Here is a 22,996-nt window from a genome sequence, read left to right on the forward strand (position 1 = left end):
AGGCGACAGTTTCATCGACCCTCGCGCTGCCGTCGACAAATGCAACTGTTGCGCCATTTCCCAAGACACGGCACAGGGTTTGCGATCCACAGCAACTGCGATCCGCGTAGACCAAGCCGCATTTCGTCCACGCGTTCCATTGACCATCCAATCAACGAACCATTGAATGCCCCGTACCAAGGCCGATCTTGCGACATTGACAGCAGTCGCCCAATTGCTCGCCGTCGTCCTGATCGTCGCTGCCCTTTTCTTCGCTCGCGACGTGTTCATCCCCCTCGCTTTGGGACTACTGCTCTCGTTTTTGCTGAGCCCGATCGTCAATCGACTGCAGAATCATGGAATCCCCAACGTGATGGCGGTGGTTGCGACAGCCGCGTTGGCCTTCGTGCTATTAGCCGGAGTGTTCACAATGATTGGCAGGGAATTGACCACGCTGGTCGGTGACCTGCCCAGGCACAAGCAAGAACTAGTCACAAAAGCCCGCGGGCTGGCAGGCATGACATCAGGTGTCGGGGGCAAGCTCGGCGAATTGGCGTCGGAGGTGACCGAGGCGATGGAAACCGAAACGGACTCCGCCGACTCCGAGACGAGCGAGCCGACGATTCTGCAAGAGTGGACGGACCGGCTGTTGCCTGAAACCACTCAAGCGGACAGCAGCGTCAACGACGGCAGATCGACGAAGACGCCGCTCTATGTCAAACAGGTGCAGGACGACCTGCCCTTGGCAAACTGGGCCACCACGGCTGGAACCGTCCTTGGGCCGCTCGCCACGGCAGGTTTGGTGACCGTGTTCGCTCTTTTCATGTTGATCCACCGAGAGGATCTGCGGGATCGTATCATCGCGGTCATCAGCAACGGCAACTACGTCACGACCACGGAAGCGCTCGATGAGGCCGCCAATCGAATCAGCCGCTACTTGATAGCTCAATCGATCATCAATACGAGTTACGGCATCGTTCTCTCGATCGGACTGGCGGTGATCGGAGCCACACTGACCGAATCCGGGACGTTTCCCAACGTGGTGTTGTGGGGAGTTCTCGCAGCCTGTCTGCGTTTCGTTCCGTATCTCGGTCCCACTGCGGCGGCTGTCTTTCCTGCTGCCATGGCATTGTCTGTCTTCCCAGGCTACAGCGTCTTTATCGCGGTGGTGGTTCTCATCACGTTCATGGAACTGATCAGCAACAACGTGCTTGAGCCCTGGTTGTACGGTAGCAGCACTGGAATCTCCGCCGTCGCCGTCATCGTGGCTGCGGTCTTTTGGGCATGGCTATGGGGGCCGGTTGGGCTTCTGCTCTCGACGCCACTGACCGTCTGCCTTGTGGTACTGGGGCACTATGTGCCACGGTTCAGGGTGATTGCGATCTTGCTCGGCGAAGAATTAGAGATCAAGACATCGATGCGATTCTATCAGCGTCTGCTAGCCGGCGATGAACGCCGCGCCCGAGAAATTCTGAAAGAGCACGCCAACGACCATGGTTTTGCCAAGACATGTGATCGAGTCCTGATCCCTGTCCTGAAGCGAATTCGTGTGGACCACGAGTCAGAACATCTCGATGAATCAGACACCCATCGGCTTTTTGCAATGGTCGGTGGCTTGATTGACGAGTTGAATCCTGACAAGCAACCCGACCAGCAATCCGATGCGTCACCCGAAACGCTACCTTCAGACGACGCGATCGATGCCAGGCCGACGGTCATCGGTTGCACTTCACATCATTTCAGCGAAACGATGGTGTTGAACATGTTGCGGATCGGTGGACAAGGCAATTTTCGTATCTCCGCGATCAGCGACGAGACATTACCTCAATCCATCGTGCAACATATTGCCGACAGCAATCCACCCGTGGTCGTGATTGTGGTCCTGCCCAAAGGAGGATTCGCACAAGCGAGGTATCTTTGTCAATCCATTCGCGACGGTGGTTATGCAGGTGAAATCGTCGTCGCCTGCATGGGGAGGTTCAAGAGATTTGACAGTCTGTTTGTCAAGTTCCGAAAACGGGGTGCGACTTGCATGACGACATCCTACGTGCAAACCAAATCAAAGATCGAATCTTTGCTCGCTCGCTCGCCAAGCCATCCTGACCAACTGGCATCATCTGATTTACAGTCTAGTGCTGCGATCGTGAATTGACCTTGACTGGAGACGATACAAATACCAGCACGAATCGCAAGCAAGTGAATAAAACACCGCGAATCACTCGCTTGCGCTTCGTGCAGGTGTCAAAGCTCAACTCGCGATTGTGACACTAGCCAGACTGCGTACAGTTTTCCTCATCGGCATTTCCCAAGGACGATTCCATGACCACCACCATCTTGGTCGTTGATGACCATGACGACATTCGCGATTTGATCACGCAGAAATTGCAACGTAATGGCTTCACCGTCGTGACGGCCAAGAATGGCCTCGAAGCTGTGCTGGTGACCGCACAAGCCGCTCCGGCGTTGATCCTGATGGATATCAACATGCCTGAACTCGACGGGCTAGCGGCAACCGCCCAGATTCGAACTGAGAATCCAGCAAAACGAACTCCCGTGATCGCCTTGACCGCGTACGCGATGGATGACGATGAAACCCGATCGCTGGCCGCAGGGTGCGATGCATTTCATCGAAAACCGGTGGATTTTGATCTGCTGTTGGATCAGATCAGCACGCTGATCGCGCAAACGTCCTCTGATGACGGAACGTTGCCGTCCACGTAGCCTGCTAATCACCTGATCGATCATCACGTAATGGATTTCGCAGAAATCCCGTGAGTCAGGAATTCTGGCGAATCCCATTACGAAGTGCATCGTTAAAGTTTTCTTCGCAAATTTCGCAATCGGCTTCATTGCAGCTCGGACTTGCTCTCGTCGTCCGTGATGGCCAGCACGTGCACAACGCCGGCTTGACTGATCAAGTCCAAACCGGAATCGCGACTCTCGTTTTTGATCGCTTTTGCGGGACGTTCGAAGCGGGCAAATGAGAATCGATCCTTTGACGGCGTCACAAACCCCGACCAGCTTCGAGCCGGTGAGCCGGTGGTGAAATCAACGTCGTCCAAAATCTCTCTCGGCAGATTGGTCTTGAGTTCACCACACTGCGTGTGAGCATAAATCGGCGTTTTGCTGAGCAACTCGCGGTCCCCGCGAACGGTAATCATTCCGCTGTGACTAACAATTCGCATCGGTTTCTCAAACGATTCCTGGCCTGAGAGCGTCCAATGGGTTGGACCGTAATCGTTCTGGACGTTCACGACGCCGGCCAGATCGCTTAAATGCAAATCCGCTCTCAAGAGCAGCGCATTGACGTTCCCTTGAACGTTCGAAATCACCGTCTTGGCCGGTTCTGGTCGGTAAGCGGTTCGGAATCCGCCGCTGTGACGCGTTCCCGAGTTGGTCATTTCGTCGGTCACAGTGAGTGTAACATCGCCGGTGACCCCATCGACCACACGAACGGGAGCCTGATGCACGACGACATTGCCATCGATTGAACGCACCTCGAATGATCCGTTGTAGTCTCGATCGTGAGAATCGGCCGTCGAAAGCAGCAGATCCGCTTTCAACCCTTCGATGTCCAATCGAACTTGACATCCCGCGACCAAGACATGATTGCAAGGAGGAACGAATACAGTCACGGCAGCGTGTCGTTTCCAAACACCGGTCAGCGATGCTCCGCCGTCGGGGGAATTGATCCGGTATGTCAAATGCTTGTTGCCTTGATCGCCGCGCAGTCCGACGATCGAGAAATCGTTGACCTCGAGTCCCTGGAAATCACGATAGACGTCGAATCCACCAAAGAGATCCTGCAAGAACTCCTTGCGTGATTCCAGTTGCTCCGGCGTCATCTCCTGCCCCTTAGGCGAACGGCGAAACTCCTGCTCGTCAGCGGCACGTTCCGCAGGCGTTTTTCCAACCAAGTCTGCCGCCACACCGATTTGATGAGAAATCCCGATGGCGTCGAACTCCTCATCGGTCGGTTGTTCCTCCGCCAAAATTGTTTTCTCCAGAACGACTTTGATCCCCGGCCCTGGCCAACCACGCATGACGATGTCGTCGCCGTGCATGATGATCCGTTTCGAATTGGCCAGCGGAATGACGAGTTCCTCCGTTTTCTTGTACGCGGTGAACGGTGAGACGAACGTTTTGGTGCTGTCGATCTTTTCCCGCAACTCGTTCGCTTCCTGTTCAATCTGCGAAATCTCGCGAAGCGCTTCTTCGGTCGATGGCTGCCCGCTGGCGATCTCGCGTTTGATCAACGCGAGCCTTTCTTTGAGCGTCTTGAATTGTTTTACGAGACTCTCGTCTGCATAGTAAGAACCGCCCAATCCAGTTGCATACTGCAGGGTTTTCTCTGGAGCTTGAGCGGTGAGTTCGCGAAATCTTTCCGCCGGTTCGTCGGCGTGCAGAAAACCGCTTGGCCCCTGCAGCATCAGGCACATGCAGAACAAAGTTGTGAAGGAGTGTCTTTGCATAACAACGTCTCATTTCAGGTGGTGATGGGGTTCAGTTGCCAACCGAAGCCAAAGTCAAGTGATCTTCGAGCTTGGCGATCAACTGCAGGATCGATTTCTGTTCATGACGGGCATCTAACTGTTGGGCCTCACGTTTGAGCTGTTGAATCTCGAGATCAAACTGGTCAAGCTCATCTGATAGCTCGGTGAAACTCAGGACTTGCATGACATCCAGCGTCGCGATGGCTGAAACGGCGTCATTTCTTGGCGGTGCGTTCGTACTCTCGATGGCGACTCTATCGCCTGGGGCACTTCTCTGACGCGTCAGCAAAGACCATGCGGCGGTTACGGCCACGACAAGTGTTGCGGCAACGGCCAGCAGTGCAAACTTGCGAGAATGTTTGGCCCACATCGACGCGTTGGGACGAACAATGTGGTGGAATTCTCGGACGCGCTGCGTCAGATGCGCAGGCATGGGAGGAATGGCTTGGTTTCGCAATTCGGACGTGATGCGATCAAGCAATTCTTCTGTGTTTTCTGCTGGCGAGTCATGCTTGTTCATTGGCTGTCTTCCGCTTGCTTGAAGAAGGACTCGGGGGCAAGATGCTTGAGTTGTTGTTGCAGATGTTGACGCGCTCGATAGACCAACACCCCGACATGGTTTCTTTCGATCTGCATTGATTCGGCAACTTCTGACTGAGTGCACTGTTCGACGCAGACCAACCAGAATGCTTCCGCTTGTGCAGGTGACAGATGGACCAACTCTTCACGAACCCTTTGCACCAGATCCTCGAACTCGATTGCTTGAAGGTCGTTGGATGGATCGGCAATGGCATGAGAATCTTTCAGAACGGATGCTGAGTGTTTTCGATGGCGTCGGCGAACGGTGTCGATTGCTCGACGCGTCGTCAGCCATCGTAGGTACGCACCCCAATCGCGGATCTCGCCTTTCTGTGAATCAGAGACGACTTCCAGGAACACGTCTTGAAAGCAGTCGACGGCATCCGTGTATTGGTTGGTGACTCGCATCGCGATGCTCCAGATCATGGGGCCATGTAGCTCGCGGATGGATTCCAGGTCAGGTTTCACCAACAGGGCTCTTCGATTCGGATTCGTTGAAGATGACGAAATGCTCGTGATCGAACGGTGTGTTCAATAAGTTTGGCGTCACGGACTGGGCCGGGATTACAGAAAGCACAGATTATTCTTAGGAGTGAGTAATAACGTGAGCCTCAGACGCTAGCCCGGATCATTTACGCGACTTCCTACAGTCTTCACAATACGTTTGCACGAAACGGCCTACGCGGATTGGCACGAAAACAGGCTGCGCATATTAGCCGCCACGCGATAGCGTCCGGTTCTCACGCCTGTAATCGGGAACCGGACGCTATCGCGTGCCGGCTGATGAATCATCCGCCCTAGTGCATCGTCCAGTCTTAGAACGTGGGTTCGGTAGATGAGCCGTTTTGGCGTTAGCCACGGTTTTCGTGACACAACCGTGGCTAGCGCCAAAACGGCTAACCCCAAAATCAAGACCGGACGATGCACTAGTGGTCTCTCTAATCTTGGTTGTTCCTAAGCGGCTTCCACAGCCATTTGGCGGGTCAGCATGGCGAGAGAGCGGCAGATGGTGAGCAGGCAGTCCTCGCGAATTTGGAGCGGTCGGGCGACCCAGGCTCGATTGAACCATACATCGATTCCCAGATACTCTTCAGCAGGAAACTCGCCACGCATCGCTTTGGTCAGACTGTCCACTGTGCCACGGCGTGGATAGTTTCGTCGGACTTTCAGGTTCGGACACATCCAATACAACTCATCCACCCAGTCGGCACAGAAATCCGCTTCCCAGTCCCTCGCCGAGTCGTACAGCAATCCGACATCCGTGCGACGGATGCGATCGCCCAGCTTGAGAGGAAAAGTTCGCAGCGACAGGTGGATCACGGGAGAGAAATGAATCGTCAAGTGTCGGATCGCTCGCCGCACGCGTTCGCGATACGCCGAGTGAACTTCGTTGATCAAGAACTGTTTGCTCTCGGGGGGCCAGTCGCGCGTTCGCTCAGTGAATAGTTTCGGATGACCAAGTGACTTCGTCACGTCGATCAGTTGGCTTGAGTATGGATTGAACAACAGGGGCGCAGTGAGTTGCTGTGAGAGCAGTCGTCCGATGTGCAACGACACCGCGTCCGATTTCCACTTTGCGGGGTTTGGACGATCCTCTACAAAATGCCCCGATTCGACCAGGTGATCCATTTGAGGCAAACCATCAGGGATCTGCTTTCCGGCAAACTCGCAGGTGATCAGCAGTGACATCCGATTTGCCTGCAAACGCGGCACTTGTGAAGTAAGAGGGGGAATTTACGCCACGCTAGCAATGAAAGTCGGGGGAATCACTTCATCACTTGTTTCTGTCGATTGACGCGTAGGTCAGTGTATAAGCAGCGGTGAGGCAGCGTAAACCGCGATTTCCATCTTGTCTCGCAGTACGTTGGTTCGGTATCGCAGAGCTAACAAATGGATTTTGCTTCACCGAGTTTCCGATTCCTTGAAAAACTGACACGGACGTTCTGATGATTCTGACCGCACTTTGCAGCCAGCTCCGCAGTGTCTACCACGCTTCGCCAAGCCTGAACTCCTTGTCGCCGGAGTCTGCGAGCGTTGATACCGCTCCCGTGCCCGTGATCAGATCGGCAACGAGCAAGCGGATCGTTTTTGCCGTGATCGCTTTGCTTGCAACCATCATCGATTTTTCGAGGGTTGCTGCTCAGGATGCTGATTCGGACGAGCTGACGCGGGAGCCGTACGTTGTTTTCGTTGCCCACGATTCGGCCTACACACGTTGTGGCCCCGGCAGCGATTACTATCGCACAGACCCTTTGCGACACGGTCAAGAACTGGACGTGTACGTGGAAACGGCCGACGGATGGCTGGGCGTTCGTCCACCGGAAAACAGCTTCTGTTGGATTCCAGCCTCAGCAACTCAGAGCAACTCCAATGGAGACACCGCAACGATCGTCGAAGACAAATCGGTGGCATGGATCGGCACTCATTTGGGTCGTGCTCGTCAGTATCAATGGCAAGTCCAACTTTCCAAAGGTGAATCGGTGACGATCATCGGAAAGAGTGAGCGAGACGGGCCTGACGGTCCGCAAACGTGGTACCGCATTGTGCCTCCCTCTGGTGAGTTTCGCTGGATCCACCAAGATCAAATCGTTCACTCGTCCGAGGAACTGGTCGCAAGCCTGCAACGCATTGCAGAGAAGGGCAAAACGCAAACGGTCAAGGAATCAAACGATCGACCCAAAGTCGCTGCTTACGACCGTGGTCCGGCGGAACTGCCGATCGCCGAAATTCAACCGGCATCGGTCAGCTCCGAAACGGACTCCTTTCAAGCGAAGGTATCACGCAGCGAACTGAGTGACGATGCGTCCTCACGACGTAGCGCTGATTCGGAATCTCGGTCAACCAGCGGATTGACGATCGCGGAGATTCCCACCTTGGCACCTGCCCCGATGCCGTCACGCCCCACGAGTGCATCCGCCGCGCCGACAGAGGTCATCGGCAGCGGCGTCGACCAGACATCGCTGACTCAGCCGCTCAGCGCTGCTCCCACGCCAGCACCTGTGCTCAGCCCACTCGCTAATGTCAACCTGCCTGCACCAGTACGTGACGCAGTCGACGCGGCGGCACGTTTCGTAGGTCAGCCCCGACTTTTTGAGATCGGCAACGAAAACTCCGTCGCACCCCACGGCAGCGAGATCGCAACCAACAACAACTGGACTCCCGCATCGCCACGCATGCCCGCTTCGTTGATCCCCGCCAGCTCGCCGCAGCAGTACGCGCAGGTTACGAATCACACCGAACCGCCACGACCGACGTCGGTTCCTCAGCGAACGCGTACCGTGGCTCAAGAAAACATTGTCCGCGTGGAAGATGCTATTCGCGGCGCGGACTTGGACCAATTGCAACTCGTGTTCTCCCGATTGATGGCGGAAGCCGCGTCGGCTGAGGAAGTCGCTCCGGTGGCTCGTGAAGTGAGCCGGATGGTCAACGGCGGCGATCCCGCGCAAGCCAACCGGGCTCGCGAAGTCGCTGAACGGATCACGCGATACCAACTCGTCGCCGCAAGACGCGACGGCAATACGGTGATCTTGCCGTCCAACCCGGCGATGAACCTGGTTCCCACGCCCCAGGTCCCAAGCAACAACTCTAGCGGAAACGTTCAATTGATGTCGGCGACATCCACGCCCGCAATCGTTCCGATCAACGACACAGCGGCCGAACGTGTTCCCCGAGTCGGCGAGGCGACCGGTTACTTGGTACAAGTTTATTCATCGCGAGCAAACAGTCCTCCCTACGCATTGACCGATGAATCCGGTGCCACATTGACCTACGTGACGCCGTACCCTGGCGTCAACTTGCGTCCGCACTTGAACAGCGAAATCACCGTGCGTGGAAACCAAGGATATTTGCAAGGCGTGAACACACCCCACGTGTTGGTCACCGAAGCCATGCGAAGCACCCGCCGCTAGCACCTACACTTGGCTCACGGCCACCAATGATCCAACGCGCGATTCAACTCGGCTGCGATCTGGCGGCCTCGTTGGGAGTCGATCAAGTTGTCCGATTCGTCTGGATCGGTCAAGACGTTGAACAACGCAGGTTTGAGCAGGTAGTTTCCCCACGGTCGTGTTGCGTCTCGGTGCCGTGGCACAATCAGCTTGAATTCACCCTGTCTGACCCAGCGGTACGCGACATCTCGTTCGGGATGGTCCAATGAAGTTGCGTCACCGGGATAGATTTCGCCAAAGACGCATCGCTGGGGATCGGGATTCTCTCTTCCCTGAACCACATTCCAAAGATTAACGCCGCTGAGTTGCAAACCGGCGGTGTCAACCCTGGCGGCGGCAAGGATCGTCGGCATCAAATCGACACTGCTGACCGGCGTTGAAAAGGTCGCTGGTTGAATGTGCCCGGGCCAGCAAAACAGTATCGGCGTCCGCAGGCCATCGTCAAAGGGCGCTCGTTTACTCGATCGGGTGTGATCCCACTGCGGGATCGCCGACTCACCCTGGATCGGCTTGAGTGACTTGCCAGGTTCAGGTACCCAACCGTTGTCCGAAACAAATACGATCAGCGTCGACTGCAGCTTGTCGGCTCGCCGCAATATTTCCATCAGTTGGCCGACGGTATCATCAAACTGTGCGATGGCGGCAAAATACGGCAACTCATGAGGATCAACGCCGTCATAACCTTTGGCGATGTCAAAGTACTTTTGCGGCGAATCATGCGGTACGTGTGGCAAAAACGGTGCGTACCAGAGAAAGAACGGGCGCCGATCATCGCTGTCCACGAAGCGTTCAATGGGCTGCATCGTCTCGCGACCGATCGACAAACCATGATCCCCGTTACCGTGTGCCACCCAATCGCCGTTGGCAAGTTGCTTGTCGCCGTATTTGCCGCCGGACGGCTCGGTCGTGGTCATCCCCTGAGTGAAGCCCGCGTTGCGAAAATGGCCTTCCCAGTATTTGCCGGTCTGTAAACTCCGATAACCATGAACGCCCAACACACGCGGAATCGTAGCAGCATGCTGGATGTACTTGTCTGCCCTTGCCCTCAGCCGATCAAACTCTGCTTTGTCGATCTCCTCTGATTTGGTCAATCGCGAAAATCCAGGCGGCGGATGATTGAAATGCACGCCATGCTCGTGTGGATATCGTCCCGTCAACATGCTGACCAGCGATGGCCGACAAACGCTTGACGGGACATAGCCGTGGGGAAACCGTGCCGAGTTAGCAGCCAGTTGATCGAGGTTGGGTGTGTGAACACGGGTGTTCCCCATGAACCCAAAATCACGATAGCACTGATCGTCAGCAACGATCATCACCACGTTTGGCGTTTGTGAATATGCTGTCCCCACAGAACCCAGGGCGATCGCAACGATACTCAACAACATCACGCTGGCGAGAATCTTCATTGGAGGAAAACTCCTGGCGGAATGGGAAGTCAGAACTCGTTCAAATCCAATCGATACAACACTTGGTTGTAGTCATGGCGAGGCGTCGGCGTCTTGGTTTTCGAGAACGTGTGCGTGAACGTGGCTTCGAACAGCAGGATCGGCGATTCGGGATCGGTGAACTCCGGATGCAACTGAGGGTTATAGAACGTGTACTTGTCGTGAGTGACCACTTTCACCGCATCTCGCCACGGCCCCGTCGGGCTGTCCGATTCGGCAAACCAAATTTCACCCAACGTCGATGACTCACCGCCCATTTGTGTGAACACCGTGATCCAACACTTGCGGTACTTGCTGAACGCGATCGCACCGCGATGGGGAACGACCGTGTCTGCGGAACCTTTTTGAGGCACATCGCGCTGCGGTGTCAGTACCTGCCAACGATTGGGATCCGACCAAGATTCCAGGTCCGCGTGACAACGCAGTGAAGGGAAAGGATCGCCAAACAATACCCACCGTTGCCCTGCCTGATCGGTCCAGAGCACAGCGTGCCCCTGAGGCGCCGCAAGCGGTTTGCGGTTTTGCTGAGTCCGCGACCACAGTGTCTTGGTTTTGACAAAGCGTTCTGCGTCCTCGTCCCACTGGCACAATCCTCGCTCGTACTCCTCCAGCGGCGGACGGATTTTGGAATACGTCGCGACCAAATGATTTTGTCCAGCCGCATCGGCCAAGCTCACGTAACCGCTCAGCCAAGTCGGACCGGCGCCAGGCATTTGAGCCACATTGTCGGGAACTCCCTTTTCATCCGTGACGTAGTCGTACCGCAGGCGTATGGATGGCTGAAGTGTTTCCAGGGGAGACAGTGACGTCGTCGCGCCGAGCATGTGAAATCGCCCCAGCGGATAATTTGGCAAGACCGTGTCGCCCCAACCCCAATACAGCTTGCCAGCGTGAATCGCGTTCTGAACACTGTCGCAACCCAATATTCCTTGTTCGGTCCAATCGAGTTGCTCACCCAGCTTTTGACTTTCAGCAAACAGGCCACCGCCCGTGATGCGTCCCAAACGTTTGGCAGGCAGCTCTCGTTTGACTTTTACCACCGCGGACTCACCAGGTCGCGGCGTCAGCTTGACTCCGCGATATCCAAAACCATCAGCGGCGACGCTGTAGCCATGCCCCACCACATGAAACCATGTTTCCACGCCCATCAGCTCGGGCAGATCAAACGCGATCACGCCAGCGTTGTCGGAAATGAAACGGACCGAGTGCGTGGTTCTCAACTCGACCAGCGGAACGGGCCACCCGTTGCTCTCATCGACAATGGAGATTCGAAAGGGCTTCTCGGCGTAGAGATGGCTTTCACCACAGACAACATGGCATGACAGAATCGCAAACACCACGGCAGTGAACCTGAACGCCAAACACTGCTTCGCCAAGTGAATCATTCCGGTGTCCGTATGGGAGTATTGGGTTGCGGCTTCATTCCATGGCCCAAAAAGAAACTGGGGTGCGCAGGTTGATTGTAGCCGACATTTTGCCAAGCGATCCCCAGTCGATACTGAGGGTCGTGCATCAAGGTGACCATCCGATGCTGGGTATCGATCGTGGACACATAGATCCTCAACTGACGACTGTCCGAGGTTCGAGCAATCAATTCTTCACGCCAGTCACCCAGGATATCGGCGCACAGACATGGGTTGGATTTGGAACCATTGTTGCTGGACAATCCGAAGCTTCGCCCGTCAAAAACTCGTTGCTCAACGCCTGACGCGTGATCCCATTTGATGATCGAAACACCATCCAGCAATTCTCGCAGCAGATCGCCATCCCACCAAATCGCCATGTTCTGGGAGCGAGGAGTGGGACCGATTCGCTCCCCACGTGCACTCAGCAGGCTCCGTGTGCCTCCCCAAAACTCAGCTCCTGGGAATCGGGGATCGATGTCGGCCATCATGCCTCGCCCAACATCACGTCCCTGGGCATCAGAAAAATAGATCTCGCCTGTACGCGTGTTTCGCAGTTCGATTCCCGGATCATCGCTGCCCGGTTTTTCGTGGATGCTCCATGTCTCCAGCCCAGGACGCTCGGGATCAATATCGGAAGTGTGTTGGGCATCACCGTGACCGAGTCCGGTGGAGTAAAGCGGCGAACCGTCGTCGTCGATGACCAACGAGCCAAAGATGATTTCGTCACGACCGTCGTCATCTACATCCGCCACGCTGATGCTGTGATTGCCTTGTCCAGCAAATTTCAAGGACGCGTCATGATCGTTGCTGTCGAACACCCAGCGTTGCTGAAGTTTCCCGTCACGCCAATCCCAGGCCGCCAGAACGGTACGCGTGTAGTAGCCCCGTGACATGATCACGCTGGGTCGTTCTCCATCCAAATAGGCGACGCAAGCGAGAAAGCGATCGACTCGGTTGCCATAGTCGTCACCCCAAACGTCTTTGAGCTGTCCCGGTGTAGGATCGTCTGTTTCTGGATGCCGACGAGGCACGTAGGGGACCGTTGCCAACGCCTCGCCCGTTTGGCCGGAAAAGACGGTCAGGTACTCGGGGCCTTTCAACACGTATCCTTCACGAGGGCCGCTGCCGCGACGACGAGAAAAGGGGGAACCGGTTTGCCGCGGTTGACTGCGATGATCCGCGTCGGCGTCACCGATCACTTTTCCGATTCCATCCACGGTTCCATCGCCGGTCTTGCAAACCACTTCTGCCTTGCCGTCGCAGTCCAAGTCATAGACCATGAATTGCGTGTAATGGGCACCTTCGCGAATGTTTCTACCTAAGTCGATCGACCAAAGAAGCGTGCCGTCGAGCTTGTAGGCGTGCAGGATCGGCTGAGAGGTCATCCCGCTTTGTGAATTGTCGCGCCCCCGCCCGGTCATGTGGACGACCAATTCGTACGCTCCATCGCCATCCAAGTCCCCGACCGATGCATCACCGGCGTAGTAACCTTCTGGAGGACGTAATGGAACAGACAGATAGCGTTGCTCCGGTGGCGACGCAGGCAGCTCAACCACGTCACCGGGACCGGCAGCAGCGCCGACCGTCTGAACCCAGTAGCGTGTCGGATGAGTCAAGTCAGCGTGTAGATCACGAAACTGTGTAGCGCCCGCAATCGGTTGCTCGTTCAGTTTCACCAGTGGGGAATCACCGGACTGGCGGAAGACATCAAACCCGACGTCACGTGGCTCCGTTCCCAGCAAACGCCAACTGAGAAAAACGCCTTCGTCGCCACAGTTCAACGCGACGACGCCTCGATCCAACGCTTCCATGCATCGTTGAGCCGACGCAGAATCTTGGCCGATCAGCAGGCATGCGAAAAAACAGGTCAGCAATCGAGACATCCGAAACGAGTGATGGGTATCCAGCATCTTGGGCATTACTCACGGAGTAAGCGAACTGAGGAAATCGAGCAAGGACGCGAATTCACGGGTGGTGAACTCGTTCATCAAGCCGGTCGGCATGACCGAAGTCTCGACCGTTTTTCGGGCTTCGATATCGTCCTTCAAAATCGTTCGCTCTTTGGCTTGTTGGTCACGGATCGTCACGCGGTCACTCTGTTCATCGGTAACGAATCCGGTCAGAACTTCGCCATCGACAGTCAAGATCGAGTTGGTCGCAAAGCCTTGTGCGATCGTCTTGCTGGGTTCCAAGACAGCGGCGGCCAACTCGTGCCGTTTGTAGGTCTTGGCGATGTTGCCCAAGAACGGTCCCTTTTGCACTTCGTCCTTGCTGAGCGAATGACAGGCGGTGCAATTGGCTTTCACGAACACTCGTTGCCCCAGTGCAACATCTCCCTGAGACGACATCACGGCCGCAGCGGCTTCGGCCAGCGACAGTGTGCCGATCTTAGGCGAGTCATCCACTTGCATCGGCTGGATTTTCAATTGCCTGACCGCGCTGCGTGCTAATTCAGAAATGCTGGTATCGGGATCATCCTGAGCCAGCCAGATTTGTTCGTCAATCGAATGGTTGTTGATTCGAACCGCGGCGCGGATCAGTTGCTTGCGTCGCGACTGTTCTTTCCAGCCGGCTGTGATCGACTGCTCTGCCATCGCCCGCATCTCCGGGCTAGCGTTGTTGCGTGATGCGATCACCAGCAGCGCGGCATCGGCCCAAACGGAAGCCTCAATGCCGGGAGCCTCCGCGTTTTCTACAAACACCGCCGTATGCTGCTCCAGGGTTCGCGATCCGGTAATCGCGTTGATGGCTGCCGACTGAATTGATCGACCGCTGTCGCGGGAATCCAAATGCGCCAACGCCACCAACATCAATTTAGCCGCCTCGGTTGACCTCGACTTGGTCAAAGCAATCACGCAATTGGACAGCGTCTCGGGAGTCGTTTGTCCGTCTCGGATAGCCAATGCGATGACGTGAATCCCGTGTTCGGAGATCCGTTGCGATGCGGCCAACTGAGCCACCGCGGGACCGAGCAGGCGAGGGTTCTTTTCCGCGAGTGTCAACAATCGTTCCACCGCATCGTCAGACTTGATCCGATTGAGATGCATGGTTTGCACCAAGGACGCAGCATTCTCTGGCGATGATGACTTCAGCGCGTCCTGCAAAGTGGCTGCGATTCGCGGTGTTTCGCTCCATGACTCGGGTTGATAGTACGGCCCACGAGTATCAGGACGCGTGCCCCAAGAGTCGCCTTTCCAATCACCCTCGATGAAATGCAATCGACAAAGCGCCTTGAGAATCTCACTGCGTCGTTCCACGCTTGCGTCCGACAATCGCGTGATCAATCCGTCCACGACGCTTGAGTCGTGCATCATGGCCAACGCTCGCAACAACGGTTTGGCTGGTGCATCGCCAGCATCCAACGCATCAAAGCAAGCTTGATACGCATTATTTTTCGCCAACACACGAATCGCCGTATGAACCAGCACGGGATCCTCATTGGACAACGCGGAGATGCATTCCGCGGTCTTGTCGGGTGTTTGAATCATCGCCAAACGATTGCGTGACTCGTTGCGACTCGCAACGGCCATCTCCAACAAACGCTCAAACGCTGGATTTCCGCGACGCATCAGTTCACGCTGCGCGGCCACCCGGCGTCGGTAACTCTGCGACGAAAGCAGCTCAACCAACTCGTCATCGGACGCCGATGCAAAATCCGGCATCGCTGGCGGTTGGTAGCCCTTTGGTTTGACGCAAACGATGTAGCCGACATCGGGGCCATTCCAATTGAAGGTCGCACCTCGCCAACTGGCGCAGTAGACACGACTGTTGCCATCGACATCGGCATCCGTCGGCCGTGTCATCTTGATGAATGATTCCGGCGGCGCCGTTTCCTGGAACGTGGCTCCCGTTGCCTCGACGGTGTGGCGATACAAAGCTCCCGTTCCCCAATCCGCTGTCAGTGGAGCATCGTTCCAGCGTCCGAAACCGGGTTCATCGATGTAGACCGCGCCGCACCCAGAACCTCCGCCGTAGTCCGCCAGCGGCTGGACGCATTCGTCGTTGAAATTCTTGTACAGCCGCGGGTATCCGTGATCTTCGTTGCCGGTGAAATGATGCAAGCGAACGTCCCAGCCGCCACCGTCGTTGGTGTTGTCTCGCGCGAACATGTCCATTTCCGGACTGATTGCAACCTCCAGAATATTGCGGGTCCCGGTCGAGTAGACTTCCAATCCGGTTCCGTCGGGTCGGACGCGGATCACGCCACCACCGCGATGCGTCAAAGTGCGACCGTCGGTTCCCGTTGCATTCATGAATCCGAAATCGCCGCCGGCGATGTACAGCCATCCGTCGGCACCCAAACTGACTCCGTTTGTGGTATGGTCTGCCGGTCGCTTGTCGTATCCAAACGCCAAGTTTCGAACGAGTGTTTTTTGTTCATCCGCCACGCCATCGTCGTCATGGTCGATAAAGACGCTCAGGTTCGGCGGGTGCATGAGATAGAGTCGATCGTGATCCCAAACCAATCCACGAGGCGCGTCGGCCGTGCAGAAGACTTTGGTTTCGTCCGCGCGTCCGTCGCCGTCGAGGTCTCTCAAACGGATCACACGTCCGCGTCCGGGATCTCGTCCCAGTGATCCGTTGCCGTCAGAACTGACGAACAAAGTCCCATCGACGCTTGCGGCAACAAACACGGGATAGTTGACGGCGGGCGGCGATGCAAAGACGGTCGCCTCAAACCCATCGGGCACTCGCACGTCACGCAGAATCTCCGCTTCCTCCCTTGGCGATAGTTTCACGATCTTGGGGACAACGTTGCCTTGTTTGGCATATCGGTCTGCTTGCATCGGTACAAATCCGTCGGCCTTGGGATCAGCTGGCCACAACGTGCCGATGTCTTTGCCCGATACCTTGATCTCACGAATGCTGCACCAACCTCCTTGCGCGGCCAACCCCGTGATACGAACGAACTTGCTCGCCATCGATTGAGTCAACGACTGCGGTTCCTTGTCTGGTTCAGAAACATCCGAACGGTCCAACAGCGTTGACCAATTCTGGCCGTCGAGTGATCCCGTGACCGTGTATCGATACCAGCGATTGGATTCCCACAGGATTGCAACGTCGTCACATGTCACGGGCTCGGCAAACTCCAACTGAATCCATTGGGGAAAACTGTCGCCATCGGCGCACCATCGGGTCTGCGGTTTACCATCGACGGCGTGATACGTCAGGTTTCCCGATTGCGTGCTCGACGCGGTCACCTTGACCAAAGTCGCATCGGCGGGCAACTCGCCCAAGTCGGTTGCATCGGGCGCCGGATACTTTTCTTTGTCGATGAAAGTCGTTTGTTGCTCTCCTTGGTACGGCGTCAAGTAATCCGGCGTCAGCTTGTCACAAGACCACAACAATCCACGTGTGATCAACTCCAAATAACGAGGGTCTCTAACCGTTTCCGTATTGTGGCCGATCGTCGTGCTGAAACTTCGAGCGCCTTGGCTCTCATTCGTCCAAGCCACGATCGCTTGATCGACCCTGGGATTGTTGCCTCCGATCGCCTGTTTCCCCACTGCCAGTGGATGCGCATCGAAAACTTTGACGTTGTTGTAGAGTTCCTCGCGAATGGTCGTCCAGTCACTCAGCGTTGACGTGATGGGATGCTGGGTGTCGACGAACGAGATCTCGATCGGTTCTTGTGGACCGTGGCCACTGGACTGAAGTCCCAGATGTTTGAACCAAGCGTCCGTGCCGGTGCGAAAGCTGTGCATCGCACAATGCAAGTGAACGGCCGGGAGCTTTTGATGTGTTTGCACAATGCGGTTGACGATCGCCGGATCTTTGATGTCCGCCGCGCATTCGTCGTGAATGATGACATCGTATTCTTCTGCCCAATTCAATTGAGTGTACAGAGGCAGCACCGGTGTGGTGGTCGAATTGTCCGTCCAGTAAACATCGATACGAACGTTGGCACGCGACTGGATACCGTCACGAATCGCTTGCTGCTGATTTGCGTAGTCATGGCAGCATCCGCCGGCGATCAGCAACGCGCGAATGGGTTTGAGGTTTGAATCCTGAGCTAGTACTGAACCGACCGGTGATAGCAGGACGCAGAGGAGTGCAAGCAGTTGCAGATATCGCATGGTGTGCAGAGGACTTGGTGATGAACAAAAGGTTGTGGAAAGAATGAAACATGAAACGACGACTCACGTAGCCCGAGCGTCACGCGAGTCTTGCTATTCGCCTATCCAATGGCGAAAACGTCAACGCGACCGAAGTCTGGGAAATTGCCATCCTTGAGTTTTTCCGGCTGACCTTGGCTGCCCACCAGGATCAACTCGCTGCCATCTTCGCGAAAGATAGCTTGCGTGACACGGCACCCGGTCTTCAAGACGGCTTGACGCGATCCGGTCGCCAGATCAAACAGTGCGACGTTCCATTCGCCGCCTCGCAGTCGGCCGCCCATCGCAAAATAGTCACCCGACGGGTGGATGGCCAATGTTTCCATCAACCCTTCGCCGGCGTCGCCCTCGTGAGTTTGATCGACGAGTTTCGGTTCGGTCTCCTGCCAAGCCCACTTTTGCCACAGTTGCTTGCCATTACCCGCCATCGGATCTTGCATCGGCCCCATCCCGGCAAGCAATAATTCTTTTCCATCGGGTGTGAATTGCATAGAAAAGATGCCGCCCAGGAAGCAGTGGCTCTTGATGATTCCCCAACTGGTGAAATCAGCCGTCGTCCACTTGGCCACCAACTCGCCATCCTGCAACCGATAAACACGGATGTCGCCCATCAGGTTTCCTGCAGCGACAAACTGATTATCGCTACTGACTGCGACCGATTGGACGGACGGCACGTGCGGCAGACTGTGCAGGATTTCGCCTGACAGTGCATCGACCACGCGGATGGACGGTTCGCTTTCGGGCTGGGGTTCGTACTTGTATCCGCCGGCCAAGTACTGACCGGTGACGGAGACGAGTTTGGTCCGATCCGGTGAAACCGCCATGTCCCACGACCAAAAATCATGCAGTTTGACGCGTCGGATTTCACGTTCTGCGTTCAAGTCAAACCAGCATGCGTTTCCGTCGTACGACGCAGAGACAATGACCCCATCATCGAGCGCGACAACGCTACTGACGTAGCTGTCGTGAGTGTACAGTCGTCGCGGCTGTTCTCTTTTGCTGAGCGATGACCGGTAGACTCCGTCCATGCATGCAGCGATCAGCGAGTCGTTGTCCGACAGCAAGGTTGCCGACAGGACGCCCATCGGCAACTTGTATCGACTTGATTCTTTGAGAGTGATCTTGTTCATGGTATGTGCTGGGTACGAATCGATGTTAGGTGGCGCCGTGAATGATCTCACGACAGCAGCTCGGCTAGTGGTGAGACGTTTTCCTCGACTCTCGAGAAAGTCGGCAAACCGGGCAGCACGTATTCTTCGTTGGGATCGATCCCCAGTGCGGCAAAGATGGTGGCAAACAATTGCCGATTGTCGACCGGCTTGTCCGCCACCTCTCGTCCCAATTCGTCCGTGCCGCCATAGACCACGCCGCCCTTGATGCCGCCTCCTGCCATCGCCATGCTCCAAGCCTTGGGATAGTGGTCTCGACCGCGGGCTTCGTTCAGCCAAGGCGTGCGTCCAAACTCACCCATCGCGATCACCAAGGTGTCGTCTAACATTTCGCGTTGCTCCAAATCGGTAATCAACTGAAACAAGACGTTGTCCAGCTCGGGGACCAGCATCTGATGCATTTCGTGTTGGAACACATGGTTGTCCCAAGGCATGCCATTGGCGACCATCACGAACGTCGACCCGTTCTCGATCAAATGTCGTGCCTGCAAAGCGTGTTGAGCAAACGCACCAGCACCGTAACGTTCGCGATCAGCAACGGGCAGTGTGTTCAAGTCAAACAGAGGCGCGCAGCTCATCAATCCATCGACACGATCAAATGCTGCATTGAGCGAACCTGCCGCTTCGCTACGTCGGTCATTCTCGTACTTGCGACTCAAGAATCCCCTCAACGCGTTGCGATCAGCGTGATCGATTTCAGAGATCGAGTCGAGCTTCTGCAAGTTCGGAATCGAGTATTCACCACCGGCGCGAACAGGACCATACTCGGCACCCAGCCAACCGGCCCAGTTTCCCGCCTTGAACGCTTTGAATTCATTTCCCTCGGGACACGGATCCAGCAAGATGAACTGGGGTACCGGACTGTCGAGTTGTCCGAGTTGTTGGGCAACGACAGAGCCGAGAATGGGACGCGTGAAGGGTGGTCGCGGCTTGTCACCCCGGGTCAACACATCGATCCCTTGAAAGTGTTCGCTCGGTTCGGTGCTCATGCTGCGGATCACCGCCAGCTTGTCCATGATCGTCGCGCACCGCGGCATCAACGAACTGATGTGGACGCCGGGCAAATTGGTGGGTATGGCTCCAAAGGGACCACTGGTGGGTGTTCCTGGCTTGGGATCCCAGGTTTCAAATTGACTCGGGGCACCGCACAACCACAGCAGGATGCATTTTTTTCCCTGCCGTTTCGTTTCGTCGGCAATAGCAGGAACGGAAAACAGACCGTTGAAACTGCCCACCGACGCGGCCCCCACAGCCATTGTGCCCTGCAAAAACAGGCGGCGATGCATCGAATGCTCAGGGCTACCGCAATTGGGTTTCGATCTTCGCATGAGGTTGCACAAATGGGTGAAAATGATTTCGGGAGGCGGGATGCACTAGCCCGGATACTGCTCAAAGCTTGGGGTTGACATTGTTTTTTCAGTCCATGTTTTCGTTCCATGCATCGCAATCAGAGTGAGCCTCAGGCGCTAGCCGTGGGCCGGCACCACAATCCGCCTCAGGCGCTAGCCGTGGGCCGGCACCACAATCCGCCTCAGGCGCTAGCCGTGGGCCGGCACCACAATCCGCCTCAGGCCCACGGCTAGCGTCTGAGGCTCACTGGGGCCACCAGCTGCGCCGGCAGTTTCTTCGGCAATCGCAGGAACGGAAAACAGACCGTTGAAACTGCCCACCGACGCGGCCCCCACTGCCATTGTGCCCTGCAAAAACAGGCGGCGATGCATCGAATGCTCAGGGCTACCGCAATTGGGTTTCGATCTTCGCATGAGGTTGCACAAATGGGTGAAAATGATTTCGGGAGGCGGGATGCACTAGCCCGGATACTGCTCAAAGCTTGGGGTTGACATTGTTTTTTCAGTCCATGTTTTCGTTCCATGCATCGCAATCAAAGTGAGCCTCAGGCGCTAGCCGTGGGCCGGCACCACAATCCGCCTCAGGCGCTAGCCGTGGGCCGGCACCACAATCCGCCTCAGGCGCTAGCCGTGGGCCGGCACCACAATCCGCCTCAGGCCCACGGCTAGCGCCTGAGGCTCACTGGGGCCACCAGCTGCGCCGGCAGGAACGTATTTCAAAGACTGTTGTGAGTCGCGTCAATAATCTGCCCTAGTGATTGAATTGAAATTCTGCCGCTGTGATCAGTGACCACAGTACGTGTGTGAGAGCAACCGGCAGCGAGTCGCTTCTTTCCTCCAAGAAGGAAACCACTGCCTCCCGTTCGTCATCGTCGGGGCTCCGACAGTATGCTGCCTGAAACAACGCGTCCACGCGATCGGCATTCGATGACATTTCACAAACCCGGTGAATCAGATGCTGGTCTTCGTTGCTGGCAGCCAGGTATTCAGCCAAACCGCTGCCGTTGGAGTAGAACAAGGCATCATCGACGCCGACGACTGTTTCATCCGGCAAGACATCGCCGATCTGTTGGCGGAATTGACCTACCAAGCCGGCATCATTCTGAAACGAGCCACGTGCAACCAATTGGATGGACCTCGCGAGTTGCTCACCCGTCAGAGGACGCTCCAGGTACCAAGCAAACGATGCAGGATCATCGACACCTTGAGGACGCAACGATTGCAACTGGTAGGCTTCACTGAGCACCATCATCCGCACCATACGTCGGATCGCGTATCCGTTTTCTGCAAAATCCTTTGCCAGCCAGTCCAGCAACTCGGGGTGACTCGGTAAATGAGTGCTGTCCATCTCATCATAGGGATGCACGATTCCGCGCCCCATCACGATCGCCCACAAGCGGTTGACCATCGCGCGGGCCAAGTTCGGATGGTCATTGAGCACTTCCTCGACAAAACGCTCTCGCCGCGAAAACTTTGGGATGCGAGGTGCACCGTCGACCGTTGACGCGAGATACAACTCGTCGGAGTCCTCTTGCTTTGCGTCAGCGGCCGGTCGGGGCTCGTCTACGGTCTCCGCCCCGAGAAACTTCAGCAGGTTGGGGCTGCTGCTGCCGTGGATATCTGCAAAATCGGAGAAGCCGCCGATCGCGGACTCTGCGATCGCCGGTCCTCGTTTGGAGTCAGTGTTCTTTCCGCGATTGAAGAATGCTACCAAGCCCCAATAGTGTGCTTGCTCGATCTCGTCCGCGGACATGTGATCATGGCACTGGGCGCACTCGATGCGAACACCAAAGAATGCTGGTGCCACGGCTTCGGCGATCGCTTGATGATTGTCCTTGCGTTCGTAGAGAAACCAAACCGAACCTTTCCGGTCTTGGTCGTTCGGGCGTGCCAGCAGAATCTCTGCGGCAACCTCGTTCCAAGCTCGATCGTCTCGAAAAACAGTTTCCAGGTAGGCTCGCCAACCGGTATCAACACGTCGACTGTACTTCCGCTCCTCCGTCCTGCCCATCAACAAGGTGTCAAAGACATCGGCAAAGTGTTGCACGTGGTCTTCACTGGCCAGCAGCACGTCCACCAAGGCCGACCGTTTGTCGTCACGACCGTCGGCGACAAAATTCTCGACCTCTGTCTGCGTGGGAACGCGACCGACCAAATCCAGGTGAACACGGCGAACGAATTCTAGATCGTTGCACTTTCCCGCTGGCTGGATCTCGTGCTGCGTCCAACCATCGGCGATGAAGCGGTTGACTTGAGCGACTGCATCGTCCGGCGTTGATATCGTGTCACCAGCGACAAGTGTCGTCGCAAACAGGCACGCAATGAGTGTGACCGAGCAAAACGGGATTGGAGAGGTCGGCATAGGCGGGCGTTTTCTGACAGGCGGGGCACTGATTGAAATCAGCAAGTGCGGTCAACAGTATAATCGATTCTTGAGTTTGGATCGACAATCCATTTACTGACGCACCCGGTAGTGGGATTCGCCAGAATTCCGCTCGGACAGGATTTCTGGC

14 protein-coding genes are annotated in these 22,996 nt (G+C 56.0%); 3 read left to right on the forward strand and 11 right to left on the reverse strand.

The window, feature by feature from the left end:
- Positions 1-166: 166 nt before the first annotated feature.
- On the forward strand, positions 167-2,131 hold the full coding sequence (locus Pla52nx_RS21990; protein ID WP_146523490.1) for an AI-2E family transporter: 1,965 nt from the start codon (positions 167-169) through the stop codon (positions 2,129-2,131).
- Positions 2,132-2,298: 167 nt separating this feature from the next.
- Positions 2,299-2,700 (forward strand): response regulator, encoded by a 402-nt coding sequence (locus Pla52nx_RS21995; protein ID WP_146523491.1) that lies wholly within the window; start codon positions 2,299-2,301, stop codon positions 2,698-2,700.
- A gap of 125 nt (positions 2,701-2,825) precedes the next feature.
- Here the strand turns inward: Pla52nx_RS21995 and Pla52nx_RS22000 are convergent, their stop codons facing one another.
- The 4 genes from Pla52nx_RS22000 to Pla52nx_RS22015 form a co-directional block, all read right to left on the reverse strand.
- On the reverse strand, positions 2,826-4,451 hold the full coding sequence (locus Pla52nx_RS22000) for a hypothetical protein (protein ID WP_146523492.1): 1,626 nt from the start codon (positions 4,449-4,451) through the stop codon (positions 2,826-2,828).
- A gap of 31 nt (positions 4,452-4,482) precedes the next feature.
- Entirely contained in the window at positions 4,483-4,992 is a 510-nt protein-coding gene (locus tag Pla52nx_RS22005; RefSeq protein ID WP_146523493.1) for a hypothetical protein, read from the reverse strand.
- A complete protein-coding gene (locus Pla52nx_RS22010) occupies positions 4,989-5,519 on the reverse strand; it encodes an RNA polymerase sigma factor (RefSeq protein WP_146523494.1) in 531 nt (176 codons plus the stop codon). The genes Pla52nx_RS22005 and Pla52nx_RS22010 overlap by 4 nt, the downstream gene beginning before the upstream one ends.
- Positions 5,520-6,005: 486 nt before the next feature.
- Positions 6,006-6,740 (reverse strand): N-formylglutamate amidohydrolase, encoded by a 735-nt coding sequence (locus tag Pla52nx_RS22015; protein WP_146523495.1) that lies wholly within the window; start codon positions 6,738-6,740, stop codon positions 6,006-6,008.
- 257 nt (positions 6,741-6,997) lie between these two features.
- On the opposite strand from Pla52nx_RS22015, the gene Pla52nx_RS22020 reads away from it, so the two are divergent.
- Positions 6,998-8,959: a hypothetical protein gene (locus Pla52nx_RS22020; protein ID WP_146523496.1), complete on the forward strand. Its 1,962-nt coding sequence runs from the start codon at positions 6,998-7,000 to the stop codon at positions 8,957-8,959.
- Between the two features lie 14 nt (positions 8,960-8,973).
- Here Pla52nx_RS22020 and Pla52nx_RS22025 read toward each other — a convergent pair whose 3' ends face one another.
- The 7 genes from Pla52nx_RS22025 to Pla52nx_RS22055 form a co-directional block, all read right to left on the reverse strand.
- Positions 8,974-10,404, reverse strand: coding sequence for a sulfatase family protein (locus Pla52nx_RS22025; protein WP_146523497.1), 1,431 nt, complete (start codon positions 10,402-10,404; stop codon positions 8,974-8,976).
- A 29-nt stretch (positions 10,405-10,433) separates the two neighbouring features.
- A complete protein-coding gene (locus Pla52nx_RS22030; protein WP_197455109.1) occupies positions 10,434-11,828 on the reverse strand; it encodes a hypothetical protein in 1,395 nt (464 codons plus the stop codon).
- Positions 11,825-13,768 (reverse strand): rhamnogalacturonan lyase, encoded by a 1,944-nt coding sequence (locus tag Pla52nx_RS22035; protein WP_197455110.1) that lies wholly within the window; start codon positions 13,766-13,768, stop codon positions 11,825-11,827. Before Pla52nx_RS22035 ends, Pla52nx_RS22030 begins: the two co-directional genes overlap by 4 nt.
- Before the next feature lie 3 nt (positions 13,769-13,771).
- On the reverse strand, positions 13,772-17,926 hold the full coding sequence (locus tag Pla52nx_RS22040) for a DUF7133 domain-containing protein (protein ID WP_146523498.1): 4,155 nt from the start codon (positions 17,924-17,926) through the stop codon (positions 13,772-13,774).
- Positions 17,927-18,027: 101 nt separating this feature from the next.
- Positions 18,028-19,095, reverse strand: coding sequence for a WD40 repeat domain-containing protein (locus tag Pla52nx_RS22045; protein ID WP_146523499.1), 1,068 nt, complete (start codon positions 19,093-19,095; stop codon positions 18,028-18,030).
- A 47-nt stretch (positions 19,096-19,142) separates the two neighbouring features.
- Positions 19,143-20,462, reverse strand: a complete 1,320-nt coding sequence (locus tag Pla52nx_RS22050; RefSeq protein ID WP_146523500.1) for a DUF1501 domain-containing protein — start codon at positions 20,460-20,462, stop codon at positions 19,143-19,145.
- A gap of 772 nt (positions 20,463-21,234) precedes the next feature.
- The gene (locus tag Pla52nx_RS22055) at positions 21,235-22,845 is read right to left on the reverse strand and encodes a DUF1549 domain-containing protein (protein WP_146523501.1); all 1,611 of its coding nucleotides are present in this window, start codon (positions 22,843-22,845) and stop codon (positions 21,235-21,237) included.
- Between the last annotated feature and the right edge of the window lie 151 nt (positions 22,846-22,996).

The sequence above is a fragment of the Stieleria varia genome (assembly GCF_038443385.1).
Lineage (GTDB): Bacteria > Planctomycetota > Planctomycetia > Pirellulales > Pirellulaceae > Stieleria > Stieleria varia.

What these genes read in the sequence shown, in the direction of transcription:
- Pla52nx_RS22055 (WP_146523501.1), bottom strand. Translation starts at nt 22,845, where the DNA reads ATGCCGACCTCTCCAATCCCGTTTTGCTCGGTCACACTCATTGCGTGC.
- Pla52nx_RS21990 (WP_146523490.1), top strand. Translation starts at nt 167, where the DNA reads ATGCCCCGTACCAAGGCCGATCTTGCGACATTGACAGCAGTCGCCCAA.
- Pla52nx_RS22025 (WP_146523497.1), bottom strand. Translation starts at nt 10,404, where the DNA reads ATGAAGATTCTCGCCAGCGTGATGTTGTTGAGTATCGTTGCGATCGCC.
- Pla52nx_RS22040 (WP_146523498.1), bottom strand. Translation starts at nt 17,926, where the DNA reads ATGCGATATCTGCAACTGCTTGCACTCCTCTGCGTCCTGCTATCACCG.
- Pla52nx_RS22045 (WP_146523499.1), bottom strand. Translation starts at nt 19,095, where the DNA reads ATGAACAAGATCACTCTCAAAGAATCAAGTCGATACAAGTTGCCGATG.
- Pla52nx_RS22035 (WP_197455110.1), bottom strand. Translation starts at nt 13,768, where the DNA reads ATGCCCAAGATGCTGGATACCCATCACTCGTTTCGGATGTCTCGATTG.
- Pla52nx_RS22005 (WP_146523493.1), bottom strand. Translation starts at nt 4,992, where the DNA reads ATGAACAAGCATGACTCGCCAGCAGAAAACACAGAAGAATTGCTTGAT.
- Pla52nx_RS22020 (WP_146523496.1), top strand. Translation starts at nt 6,998, where the DNA reads ATGATTCTGACCGCACTTTGCAGCCAGCTCCGCAGTGTCTACCACGCT.
- Pla52nx_RS22050 (WP_146523500.1), bottom strand. Translation starts at nt 20,462, where the DNA reads ATGCGAAGATCGAAACCCAATTGCGGTAGCCCTGAGCATTCGATGCAT.
- Pla52nx_RS22000 (WP_146523492.1), bottom strand. Translation starts at nt 4,451, where the DNA reads ATGCAAAGACACTCCTTCACAACTTTGTTCTGCATGTGCCTGATGCTG.
- Pla52nx_RS22030 (WP_197455109.1), bottom strand. Translation starts at nt 11,828, where the DNA reads ATGATTCACTTGGCGAAGCAGTGTTTGGCGTTCAGGTTCACTGCCGTG.
- Pla52nx_RS21995 (WP_146523491.1), top strand. Translation starts at nt 2,299, where the DNA reads ATGACCACCACCATCTTGGTCGTTGATGACCATGACGACATTCGCGAT.
- Pla52nx_RS22015 (WP_146523495.1), bottom strand. Translation starts at nt 6,740, where the DNA reads ATGTCACTGCTGATCACCTGCGAGTTTGCCGGAAAGCAGATCCCTGAT.